At 71.6% G+C, this 11,387-nt stretch carries 9 protein-coding genes, 1 tRNA gene and 2 pseudogenes; 5 read left to right on the top strand and 7 right to left on the bottom strand.

Annotated elements, in window-relative coordinates; all coding sequences use genetic code 11:
- From AC2W7A_RS04665 to AC2W7A_RS04655, 3 genes are all read right to left on the bottom strand, one after another.
- Nucleotides 1-349: hypothetical protein (locus AC2W7A_RS04665; RefSeq protein ID WP_485990334.1), on the bottom strand; the 349-nt coding region annotated here is incomplete at its 3' end.
- Nucleotides 350-510: 161 nt separating this feature from the next.
- A complete protein-coding gene (locus AC2W7A_RS04660) occupies nucleotides 511-2,256 on the bottom strand; it encodes an AMP-binding protein (RefSeq protein WP_485990333.1) in 1,746 nt (581 codons plus the stop codon).
- Between the two features lie 295 nt (nucleotides 2,257-2,551).
- Nucleotides 2,552-2,633 (bottom strand) — tRNA-Tyr (locus tag AC2W7A_RS04655).
- A 231-nt stretch (nucleotides 2,634-2,864) separates the two neighbouring features.
- Here AC2W7A_RS04655 and AC2W7A_RS04650 point away from each other — a divergent pair.
- Both AC2W7A_RS04650 and AC2W7A_RS04645 read left to right on the top strand, forming a co-directional pair.
- The gene (locus AC2W7A_RS04650; protein WP_067188534.1) at nucleotides 2,865-3,353 is read left to right on the top strand and encodes a YajQ family cyclic di-GMP-binding protein; all 489 of its coding nucleotides are present in this window, start codon (nucleotides 2,865-2,867) and stop codon (nucleotides 3,351-3,353) included.
- Between the two features lie 24 nt (nucleotides 3,354-3,377).
- Nucleotides 3,378-3,881, top strand: coding sequence for a hypothetical protein (locus tag AC2W7A_RS04645; protein WP_485990332.1), 504 nt, complete (start codon nucleotides 3,378-3,380; stop codon nucleotides 3,879-3,881).
- 119 nt (nucleotides 3,882-4,000) lie between these two features.
- On the opposite strand, the gene AC2W7A_RS04640 is transcribed toward AC2W7A_RS04645, so the two are convergent.
- Together AC2W7A_RS04640 and AC2W7A_RS04635 are read right to left on the bottom strand one after the other, a co-directional pair.
- Nucleotides 4,001-5,290, bottom strand: coding sequence for an MFS transporter (locus AC2W7A_RS04640; protein ID WP_485990331.1), 1,290 nt, complete (start codon nucleotides 5,288-5,290; stop codon nucleotides 4,001-4,003).
- A 137-nt stretch (nucleotides 5,291-5,427) separates the two neighbouring features.
- The gene (locus tag AC2W7A_RS04635) at nucleotides 5,428-6,837 is read right to left on the bottom strand and encodes an FAD-dependent oxidoreductase (protein WP_485990329.1); all 1,410 of its coding nucleotides are present in this window, start codon (nucleotides 6,835-6,837) and stop codon (nucleotides 5,428-5,430) included.
- A gap of 203 nt (nucleotides 6,838-7,040) precedes the next feature.
- On the opposite strand from AC2W7A_RS04635, the gene rarD reads away from it, so the two are divergent.
- Genes rarD through AC2W7A_RS04620 form a run of 3 tightly spaced genes read left to right on the top strand, consistent with a single transcriptional unit; the run spans nucleotide 7,041 to nucleotide 8,971 of the window.
- On the top strand, nucleotides 7,041-7,991 hold the full coding sequence (rarD, locus tag AC2W7A_RS04630) for an EamA family transporter RarD (protein ID WP_485990328.1): 951 nt from the start codon (nucleotides 7,041-7,043) through the stop codon (nucleotides 7,989-7,991).
- A gap of 9 nt (nucleotides 7,992-8,000) precedes the next feature.
- Nucleotides 8,001-8,480, top strand: coding sequence for a hypothetical protein (locus AC2W7A_RS04625; RefSeq protein ID WP_485990327.1), 480 nt, complete (start codon nucleotides 8,001-8,003; stop codon nucleotides 8,478-8,480).
- The gene (locus AC2W7A_RS04620; RefSeq protein WP_485990326.1) at nucleotides 8,480-8,971 is read left to right on the top strand and encodes an HIT family protein; all 492 of its coding nucleotides are present in this window, start codon (nucleotides 8,480-8,482) and stop codon (nucleotides 8,969-8,971) included. The genes AC2W7A_RS04625 and AC2W7A_RS04620 overlap by 1 nt, the downstream gene beginning before the upstream one ends.
- Nucleotides 8,972-8,989: 18 nt before the next feature.
- Here the strand turns inward: AC2W7A_RS04620 and AC2W7A_RS04615 are convergent.
- A pseudogene (locus AC2W7A_RS04615) lies at nucleotides 8,990-10,053 on the bottom strand (polyprenyl synthetase family protein).
- Nucleotides 10,050-11,387, bottom strand: a pseudogene (locus AC2W7A_RS04610) (geranylgeranyl reductase family protein); the annotation flags it as partial. The pseudogenes AC2W7A_RS04615 and AC2W7A_RS04610, both read right to left, overlap by 4 nt.

The following is an 11,387-nucleotide window of genomic DNA, read 5'->3' as shown; positions in this document are numbered from 1 at the left end:
GGCGGCCCGTGGGGGCTGGTCCGCCAGACGTGAAGGAGGGGGCGATGATCGAGCAGCACAGGCGCAGGAGGACGCCGGAAGAGGCGGCCGCGGCGGGGGTCCACGGGCCGGGGACGCCCGGGACCATGCGGCCGGGCGAACGGGCGTCCGTGATGATCGTGGCGCAGTCCACCGGCCCGGAGGACGGGATGGACGAGGCGCTGGAGTGGATCGAGGCGTTCGAGCGGGACTGTGGGCTGGTGCTGGACACCGAGGCGACGTCCACCTTCGCGGTGGCGAACGCGGACGTGCTGCAGGACGGCCTGCAGCCGCCGCGCACGGAGTCACCGGCGGAGCTGGTGGAGTTCATCCTCTGCGGAGGCGTCTGGTACCACCGCGGGAACGTGCCGGCCGCACCGCCGGACGACAACGGGGTCTCCGCCTGGGGGTGGATGTACCACCGTGCGATCAGCGGCGCCGGCCGGGCGCACTCTGCAGCCTGTGGGACGTGTATCCGCTCCCCTGCCCCGGTCAGCCCTGCTGAGCGGCCTGCTGGGCCTGGACCAGCTTGGTGCCCTCGGCACGCAGCTCGACCTTGCGGACCTTGCCCGAGACGGTCATGGGGAACGCCTGCATCACCTGCACGTAGGCCGGGATCTTGTAGTGCGCGATCTTCCCGGTGGCGTACTCCTTCAGGTCCGAGGCGGTGAGCGGGGAGGCGCCCTCGCGCATGATCAGGCAGGCCATGAGCTGCTCGCCGTACTTCTCGTCCGGGACGCCCACCACCTGGACGTCCTGGATGTCCGGGTGGGTGTAGAAGAACTCCTCCACCTCGCGCGGGGAGATGTTCTCTCCGCCGCGGATGATCAGGTCCTTGATGCGGCCCTCGATCCGGGCGTAGCCGTCCTCGTCCATGGAGGCCAGATCGCCGGTGTGCATCCACCCGTCCTCGTCCAGGACGGCCTCCGTGCGCTCGGCGTCGTCCCAGTAGCCGGACATCACGGAGTAGCCGCGGGTGCACAGCTCGCCGGTGGCGCCGCGCGGGACGAGCTCGCCGGAGAGCGGGTCGATGATCTTGGTCTCCACATGCGGCATGGAGCGGCCCACGGTCTCGGTGCGGCGGGCCAGGGAGTCGTCCCGGCGGGTCATGGTGGACACCGGGGCGGTCTCGGTCATGCCGTAGCAGATGGCCACCTCGGACATGTGCAGCCTCTCGATCACGCGGCGCATGACCTCCACCGGGCAGGTGGAGCCGGCCATCACGCCGGTGCGCAGGGTGGACAGGTCCAGCTGCTCGGCCTCCGGGCGGGCGAGCATGGCGATGAACATGGTGGGCACGCCGTACAGGGAGGTCGCCTTCGTGTCCGCGGCGGCCTGCAGGGCGGCCACCGGCTCGAAGGAACGGGAGGGGATCACCGACAGCGTGCCGTGCGAGACGGCGGCGATGGTGCCGATCACCATGCCGAAGCAGTGGAAGAACGGCACCGGGATGACCAGCACGTCCTGCTCGGTGTAGCCGAGCAGCTCGCCGATGTGGAAGCCGTTGTTCAGGATGTTCCGGTGGGACAGGGTCACGCCCTTGGGGAACCCGGTGGTGCCGGAGGTGTACTGCAGGTTCACCGGGTCCTCGGCGGACACCTCGGCCTCGCGGGCCGCCAGCTGCTCGTCCGTGACCTGCTCGGCACCGGCCAGGAAGTCGGACCAGGTGGTCTCCTCCACCGGGGTCTCGGCCACCCGCTGCGGAACCTGGCCGGGACGGGCATGCGGGTAGGAGTCTGCGGTCGGCTCGCCGGGGGTGGGCAGCATGATCAGCTGGCGCAGCTCGGGGGCGGCGCCGGCAGCGACCTCGCGGGCGGTGCGGGGCGGGTTCATGCGGTCGTCCGGGCAGGCCACCACGAGCCCGCGCATGGTGCACTGCTCCACCACGTAGGTGAGCTCGTGCGTGCGGTAGGCCGGGTTGAGGTTGACCAGGATCACGCCAGCACGGGCGGCGCCGTAGAGCAGGGTGGTCCACTCGGCGACGTTCGGGCTCCACATGCCGATGCGGTCGCCTGCCTCATAGCCGGCGGCGATCAGCGCCTTGGCCACGGTGCGGGAGTCCTCCCGCAGCTGCGCGAAGGTCCAGGACCGGCCGGTGGAGGACTCGAGCAGCGCGGGCCGCTCCGGATGGGCGGCGGCGGTGGCGTCCAGGTTCTGCGCGAGCGTCTGCTCCAGCAGCTCCACGTCGGTGGGGCCGAAGGTGTAGGACATCTCGGCGGTGGACTGCTGCTCGGTCATCGGTGCCCTCCTGGTGGCGTCGTCGTCTGCGTCGACGGGCACGGCGGTACCGCAGCGGAGCGCTGACGTGGGCGTCGGACACCCACGCCCACTGTGATGCGGAGCACAGTCGCGCCGTCGCTGTGGAGCCTACTCCCGATCGCCGGGGAAATGCGAGGACGTCCGAATGATCATTACGGGCCATGGCGGTCGGGCTGAGCGGGCCCGGCCATGACGGTGGGCCTGAGCGTGACCACGGCCCGGACATGACGAAGGGCCCGGAACCGTGAACCGGTTCCGGGCCCTTCCAGTGCGGTGGCAGATGAGGGATTCGAACCCCCGTAGGCAGTGCCAGCTGATTTACAGTCAGCCCCCTTTGGCCGCTCGGGTAATCTGCCGTGCGATCCGCGGTCGGCGCCGTTCAGCGCTTCCCAACAGGCGAGAGAAGACTCTACAGCAAAGTGCCGGACGCGGCCAATCGGGAGGGGCCAGGACCGCCCTCACCCCGGTAGGCTGGGCGCAGATGCGGCCGTGCGCCGCCGTACCGGACGCCGCGGGCACCCCGCCTGCCGCCGTTCGGACGGTGGACTGCGGCCTGCCCCAGACATCCCCGAGAGAAGGAGCACACCGTGGCCAGCGATTCCACGTTCGATGTCGTCAGCAAGGTGGACAAGCAGGAGGTGTCCAACGCCCTGAACCAGGCGCAGAAGGAGATCGCCCAGCGCTACGATTTCAAGGGCGTCGGCGCCGAGATCGACTTCTCGGGAGAGAAGATCCTCATGAAGGCGAACTCAGAGGAGCGCGTGAAGGCCGTCAAGGACGTCTTCGAGTCCAAGCTGGTCAAGCGCGGCATCTCCCTGAAGTCCCTGGACGCCGGCGAGCCGTTCGCCTCCGGCAAGGAGACCCGCATCGAGGCCGCCATCAAGGAGGGCATCGACCAGCCCACCGCGAAGAAGATCACCAAGCTGATCCGCGACGAGGGCCCGAAGTCCGTGAAGGCCACCATCCAGGGCGACGAGCTGCGCGTCTCCTCCAAGTCCCGCGACGACCTGCAGGCCACCATCGCCCTACTCAAGGGCTTCGAGGACGCGGACCTGCAGTTCATCAACTTCCGCTGACGCGTCCACCTCGCTAGGAGAGATATGCTCTACCTGATCGACCCCCGCGGCCACGTGCACCAGGCCGAGACCACCCTCGGCGCCGCCCGCGCCCGTGAGCGCGTGGACGGCCGCCGCATCGACGACCGCGCCTGGCACAAGGCCGTCATGGCCCTGGACTATGACGACTACCTGGACATCGCCCTGCGCCACGGCGTGGCCTGCTCGAAGGGTCTGATCCTGGACGCCGGGTTCGTGAAGCACGCCCTGGCCCCCTCCAAGCTCAAGGCCTCCGGCCGAAACCAGGAGGCTGTGGCCGTCCAGGTGCAGGCCGTCGGCCGGGACACCGAGGACCGCTCCACCCGCCTGCACCAGCGCGCCATGACCCTGAAGAACGCGCTCTCCGGCCACAAGTCCCGCCTGTCCGAGGCCGAGGACAAGGCCCGCGAGATCCTGCAGTCGGATGTGAAGCAGGACCTGGTGCGCCACTGGCAGTCCCTCGGCGGCATCCTCCCGGAGTCCACCTCCGCCGAGCTGCACCACTCCTGATCTCCGCACTGGATCCCCCGGCCCCTCCCGGGGCTTCACGACGTCGGCCGGTGACCTTCCGAACGGAAGGTCACGCGACGTCGTTGGCTGCGGTGAGGAGCAGAAGGCGGGACGGCTCGTCACGGCGTGGGCGCGCGCCCGTCGTAGCGGAGGAAGCCGGGCTGGGCGCGCATCAGCAGGCTGACGCCGACCATGCACAGCACGCCGCCGGCGATCAGGGTGAGCCCCTCCCCCAGCGCCGCGGACGCGCCGCCCTGGATCATCTCGCCCAGGCGGGGGCCGCCGGCCACGACCACCACGAACACGCCCTGCAGGCGTCCGCGCAGGCGGTCCGGGGTGGCGGACTGCAGGATGGTGGTGCGGAAGACCGCGGAGACGGAGTCGGCGGCGCCGGCGACGGCCATGCAGACCGCCGAGCCGGCCAGTGCCCAGGCGAGGCGGCCGTCGTCGGGGTCCAGTGAGGAGCCCCACCAGACGACCACGCCGAAGACGGCCACGGCGGCACCCCAGACGAGGATGCAGACGTAGGTGCCCAGGCCGTGGCGGTGCAGGCGGGTGAAGGTGCCGGAGAACAGCCCGGCGAGGAAGGACCCGGCGGCCATGGCGGCCAGCAGCAGGCCCACGGCGGACTCGCCGCCGCCGAGGATGACCCCGCCGATCGCCGGCAGCAGCGCCCGCGGGAAGGCGGTGGCCATGGCCACGATGTCCGCGAGGAACGTCATGCGCACGTTCGGGCGGCTGCCCAGGAACCGGAACCCCTCCACTACGGAGGACAGGCCCAGGCGCTGCTGCGGTTCCCCCTCCTCGCGCTGCGGCGGCAGGGACGGCAGCCGCCAGACCGCGTACAGCGCCGCCAGGAAGGTGACCACGTCCACCGTGTACGTCCACGCGTAGCCGATGGCCGCCACGAGCACGCCGCCGAGCAGCGGGCCCACCATCATGGCGATGGAGAACGTCATCATGTTCAACGCGTTGGCGGCCGGGAGCAGCTTCACCCCCACCAGCGCGGGGATGATGGCGCCACGGGTGGGCTGGTTGATGCCGGAGGCCGCGGAGTGCAGGGCGGTGAGGCCGTAGAGCAGGGCCACGGACTCGATGCCGGCCCACGCATGCGCGGCGATGCCCAGGATGGTCAGCCACATGACCAGCGCGGACCACAGGGCCACCGTGCGGCGGTCATAGCGGTCCGCCACGGCGCCGCCGTACAGGCCGGCCACCACCAGCGGGACGAGCGCGGCCAGGCCGAGCATGCCGACAGCGAAGGACGAGCCGGTGAGCGCGAAGACCTCCAGGGACACCGCCACCAGCGTCAGCTGGGTGCCCACGAAGGACAGGGTGTTGCCCAGCCACAGCCGGCGGTAGGCGGCGGAGACCCGCAGCGGAGTCAGGTCGGCGAACAGGCGGGGCATGCCACCAGGGTAGGTGCCCCCGGCATACCTCCGGGACCCGGCCGGTTGCGCCCGTAGACGGACGAGGGTGCAGTTGTTGTTCCCTCAGGGACGCTGAAGGGACAACAACTGCACCCTCGTCGGCAGGCTGAGGGGCGTCAGCCCTGGACGGCCTCGCGCATGATGCGGGTCTGCTCGGCACGGTCCACGACCTTCACGCGCTCGCGCTCCACCGGACCGGCCTCGGTGGCCTCGCGGCCCAGGGCCTTCTCGTGCTCGTCGAGGGCGTGCCAGCCGGCCCAGGTGGTGTACTCCACGCCGCGCGCGTCCAGCAGGGCCAGGACGGACTCCTCGGCCGGCTCCTGCGCGGTCCAGAGGGTGTCCACGTCCTCGATGAGGTGGGTGATGGTCTCCAGGGCGCAGCCCTTGGTGTGGCCGATCAGGCCGACCGGGCCGCGCTTGATCCAGCCGGAGGCGTAGAGGCCCGGGACCGGGGTGCCGTCGGCGTCCAGCACGCGGCCCTCAGCGTTCGGGATGACGCCGCGGGCGTCGTCGAACTCCACGCCGTCCAGCGGGGAGCCGAAGTAGCCGACCGCGCGGTACACGGCCTGCACCGGGTAGTCCACGGTGTCCTCGGTCGGGCGGATGCCGCCGGTGCCGTCCAGCTCCATGCGGCGCATGCGCAGCCCGTCCACGCGGCCGTCCCCGTCCGCATCCAGGAACTCCTCGGGGGCCTGCAGGAAGTGCAGGTGCAGGCGGCGGGAGGCCTGCTCCCTGCGGTCCTCCTGCTCCATCAGCCAGTTGGTCAGGGTGCCGACCATGGTGCGGGTCTGGTTGTTGGACTCGATGGCCTGCTCCGAGCCCTCGTCGAAGTCGAAGTCGTCCTCGTAGAGCACGATGTCCACGTCGCGGGAGTGCGCGAGCTCGCGCAGCTCCAGCGGGGTGAACTTCACCTGGGCCGGGCCGCGGCGGCCGAACACGTGCACATCGGTCACCGGGGAGGCCTTGAGCGCCTGGTACACGTTGTCCGGGATCTCGGTGGTGAGCAGGTCGTCCGCATGCTTGGAGAGGATGCGAGCCACGTCCAGGGCGACGTTGCCGTTGCCGATCACCGCGATCTCCTTGGCGTCCAGCGTCCACTCGCGGGGCACGTCCGGGTGGCCGTCGTACCAGGAGGCGAAGTCGGCGCCGCCGAAGGAGCCCTCCAGCTCCACGCCCGGCACGTCCAGGGCGGCGTCCTTCACAGCGCCGGTGGCGAACACGATCGCGTCATAGTGGCGGCGCAGGTCCTCCAGGGTGAGGTCCGTGCCGTAGTCCACGTTGCCGAGGTAGCGGATGTCCCCGCGGTCCATCACCTTGTGCAGGGCGTTCACGATGCCTTTGATGCGCGGGTGGTCCGGGGCCACGCCGTAGCGGATGAGGCCGAAGGGGGCCGGGTAACGGTCGAACAGGTCGATGGAGACCTGGAAGTCGCGCTCCTGCCTGGTGAGGATGTCGGCCGTGTAGACGCCGGCGGGGCCTGCTCCGACGATGGCGATGCGCAGCGGGCGGTTCGGACGCGTGGTCACGGCGTGGGTGTCCTTCCGGTGGAGGTCTCTGCTTCGGTGTCCGCGGGCGCCGGCGGGTGCCTGACGCACAGGGCGGACCGACCCTCCATCCTACCGGCGCACAGGGGCCGGATGCGGTGAGGCCTGTCACCCACGACGACGGCTCCTTGCCGCTGTGAAGCCCGTCGCCGCGGCCTGTGGCCGGGCGGGTCTACAGTGGCCCGGTGACCACCCGATCCACCCCCGCCGTGCCCGCCGCTCGCCCCGACTCCTCGCCCGAGGCCTCGGGCCTGGCGATCGGCGCCGGTGCGTATGCGATCTGGGGCGTGCTCCCGCTGTACATGGCGGCCACGGCACCCGCCTCCGCCGTGGAGATCGTGATCATGCGGATCGGGTTCTCCCTGCTGTTCTGCCTGCTCCTGCTGGCGGTGCTGCGCAGGTTCGGGGATGTCAGGGCCGCCTTGGGGACCCGGCGCCGCGTGGTGGCCGTGACCCTGGCCGCCGTGGCCGTGGCCGTGAACTGGCTGCTCTACGCCGGCGCCGTCACCTCCGGTCACGCGTTGCAGGCCTCGCTGGGCTACTTCATCAACCCGCTGGTGAACGTGGCGCTGGGCGTGCTGCTGCTGGGCGAGCGGATGCGGCGGGCCCAGTGGGCGGCCGTGGGGATCGCCGCGGCGGCGGTCGCGGTGATCACCGTGGACGCCGGCGAGGTGCCGTGGATCGGCCTGGGCCTGGCCTTCTCCTTTGGACTGTACGGGCTGATCAAGAAGCGCGCGGCGGCGCCGGTGCACCCGGTGGCGTCCATGACCGCGGAGACGGCGGTGCTGATGCCGGTCTTCGTGGGCGGCACGGTCTGGCTGGCGATGTCCGGGATGCTCACCACGGGCCTGCACGGCGCCGGGCACTTCTGGATCATGGCGGCCTCCGGCGTGGTCACCGCGGTGCCGCTGATCATGTTCTCCACCGCGGCGAAGACCGTGCCGCTGTCCGTGCTGGGCATCCTGCAGTACATCGCGCCGATCGGGCAGTTCCTCCTGGCGGTGACCGTGTTCGGCGAGCAGATGCCCGCCGGCCGCTGGATCGGGTTCGGGCTGATCTGGCTGGCCCTGCTCGTGTTCACCGCGGACCACCTGGCCGCCGCCCGGTCACAGCGTCGCCTGCTGCGCCGGGCCTAGACTGGCCGCATGCCTGCCAAGCCCCCCTCCCCCGTGTACCTGCCCGGCTTCCAGAAGCTCGTCCCGGCCCTGCTCGGCGAGGACTGGGCGCAGGACGACGGGCTGTCCGCCGCCGAGGTCGACCGCCTGCTGGGCGAGTCCCCCGCCGCCGAGCAGCTTGGTGCGGACCTGATCCTGCCGGCGGCCCTGCGGGAGTTCTACCTGGCCCTGGGCAACTGCGGCGACCTGCTGGAGACCGAGCACTTCTTCTGGGACCCGGACGACCTCGAGGTGCGCGACGGCTTCCTGATGTTCCTCGAGGACGCCCAGGAGACCGTCGTCTGGGGCCTGCCGGTGGACAACCTGCCGCTGCCGGACCCGCTCGTGTGGCGCCGTTCCGCCGGCGCCGAGTCGGAGGGCGGCGAGTGGACGGACGAGGGCGGCACGTTCTCCGAGTTCGTCACGGACCTGCTGGCCTGGACGTTCGAGGACGAGGAGGAGGACCGCTGATGTCCTCCGGCATCCCGTCCCAGGCCCCCGAGGGCTACGTCTGCCCCTTCTGCGGCCTCGTGGCCGGCTACTGCTCCGACCCGGGCAACCGCTGCGAGGTGGAGGACGTGGTCTACCAGGACGAGGACCTCGTGGTGCTCATCGCCTGCGACGGCTTCGGCGACCACGAGGGCCACGCCATGATCATCCCGGCGCAGCACTACGAGAACCTCTACGAGATGCCGGACCGCGTGCTGCAGCGCACTGCGCTCATGGCTCGGCAGGTGGCGCTGGCAATCAAGAAGGCCTGGGAATCCGAGGGCACCTCCACCCGCCAGCACAATGAGGCCGCCGGCAACCAGCACGTGTGGCACTACCACCTGCACGTGTTCCCGCGGTACTCCGGGGACATGCTCTACCGGCAGCTGCGCCACGCCGTGGACCCGGCCGTGCGCGCCGTGAAGGCCAGGGAGCTGGCGGCCGCCCTGGACGTGGCCCCGACCAGGATCTGAGTCCGTCCCGGAAGCGCCTCAGGAGGCGCGGTCCACCACGTAGTCGGCGAAGCCGGCCAGGGCGTCCTTGACCACGGAGTCCGGCAGGGGTGCCAGAATCTCGCGGGCCTTCGCGGCGTGCGCGCGGGTCCTCTCCCAGGCGCGCTCCATCACGGGGTGTCCGGTCACGGCGGCCACCGCGGCGGCGAGCTGGGCGTCCGAGTCCAGGGGGCCGTCCACGAGCTCGAGGACTCCCGGGCAGACTCCGCCTCGGCGCCCTGCCCCGCGGCCTCGCGGCGCAGCAGGATGGTGGTCAGGGTCGGCACGCCCTCGCGCAGGTCCGTGCCGGGGGCCTTGCCGAGCTGCTCCTCGGTGGAGGTCAGGTCGATCAGGTCGTCGGCCAGCTGGAAGGCGAGGCCGACCTCCTCCCCGTAGGCCGCCAAGATCTGCACGGTGTCCTCGTCCGCTCCGCCCAGCAGGCTCCCGAGCATGCCGGAGGCGGCGATCAGCGAGGCGGTCTTGCCGCCGATGACCTTCAGGTAGTGCTCCAGCTGGTCCTCGCCGTCCTGCACGCCGCGGGTCTCCCACAGCTGGCCCATGACGAGCCGTTCGAAGGTGTCGGACTGCACGCGCACGGCACGGGGACCGAGCTCGGACATCAGCTGGGAGGCCCGGGCGAACACCAGATCTCCGGCCAGAATCGCCGCGGAGTTGCCCCACAGGCGGTGGGCGGTCTCCACGCCGCGGCGCACGGGGGCCTCGTCCATGACGTCGTCGTGGTACAGGGTGGCCAGGTGGGTCAGCTCCATGACCACGGCTGCCTGCCGGACCTCGGCGTTCACGGGGGCCACCTGGCCGGAGCCGATCTCCGGGTCCGCGATGAGCGCGGCCATCACGGTCAGCACGGGACGGATGCGCTTGCCGCCGGCGGTGAGCAGATGACGGGAGGCGGTCTCGGCGAAGACGTCGTCGTTCGTCAGGGCCTCGTGCAGCTGCCTCTCCACGGCGTCCAGGGCGTCGGTGACGGTCTCGAGCACACGACCGTGGCCCGCCAGCGAGTCGAAGCCGGAGGGCAGGGTGAAGCCGTCAGTGGAGGTGGTCACCGGGCAAGCCTACCCAACCCTGAGGCCCGGTCCTCCACCGCCGGGACGTCGGCCGTCGTCAGGGCCGGTGTGGCGGACTCCAGCAGGCGCACCATGCGGTCCACGACGTCGCCCTCGCGTGGATCCACAAGGTTGCCCATCATGCGCACGAGGACGCGGAACAGCGGCGGGGTGGACATCCCCAGCGCCAGCCCGGCCCGCATCACCGCGGGGTGGCCGATGAGCTGGGCGAACCGGCGGCCGAGCTGGAAGTGGCGGCCCCAGAGGTGCTGGGTGAGCACCGGGTAGCGCCGCAGGACGGCGTCCGCGCCGGCCACGGTCCCGGAGGCCAGGGCCTGCACGGCCAGGTCCGCCGCGTGACGGGCGGCCTCCATGGCGAAGCCGATGCCCTCGCCGTTGAACGGGGAGACCATGCCGGCGGCGTCGCCCACCAGGAGCATGCCGGGCACGTGCTGCGGGGTGCGGTTGAACGCCATCGGCAGGGCGGCGCCCAGGATCCTCGTCTGCCGGGTCTGCTCGGAGATGCCCCAGTCCTCCTCGAGCGCCCCGGTCCAGTCCTTCAGCAGCCGCCGGTAGTCCAGCCTCCCGAACTGCGGGGAGGTGTCCAGGATGCCGAGCCCGACGTTGACGGTGCCATCGGCCAGCGGGAACAGCCAGCCATAGCCGGGCAGGGGGTTGCCGTCCGCGTCCGGCAGGCGCAGCCAGGACTCCATCCACTCGGCCCGGTCGCCGGGCAGGGCAGGCACCGCGCCGTCCTCGCCCGGTGCCCCGGCGGTGTAGTAGGCGCGCACGGCCACGCCCATGGGTCGGTCCTCACGGCGGTGGATCCCGGCGGACACGGCGGCGCGGGTGGAGTTGCCGTCGCAGGCCAGGGTGATCGGGGCCTGCACGTGCACGCGCCGCCCCGTCTTGCGGCCCCGCTCGTCCAGCCGCTCGGCCTCCAGGCCCACGATGCGTCCGGCCTCGTCCCGCAGCACCGTGCGCACCGCATGGCGCTCGCGCACGTCCGCCCCGGCGGCGCCGGCGTGCTCCACGAGCAGGCGGTCGAAGTCCTGACGGGTGCGGGTGAGGGCGTAGTCGGGCCAGCTCTGCGTGTCCGGCCACGGCACGTCCACGCCACGCGCGCCGGCACGCAGGCGCAGGCCGCGGATGCGCTGCCAGCCGCCGTCGTCCCCGGGTTCGCCGGAGTGCGGAACGCCGAGCAGCTGCAGCTCCTTCACCGCCTGCGGGGTGAGGCCGTCGCCGCACACCTTCTCGCGCGGTGGGCGGTCTTCTCCAGGACCACCGCGTGCACCCCGGCCTGCGCCAGGTGCCAGGCGGCGGTGGCGCCGGCG

The organism is Micrococcus sp. LASM2_SD2, from assembly GCF_057364565.1.
This window is presented reverse-complemented; position numbering and strand designations above follow the sequence as displayed.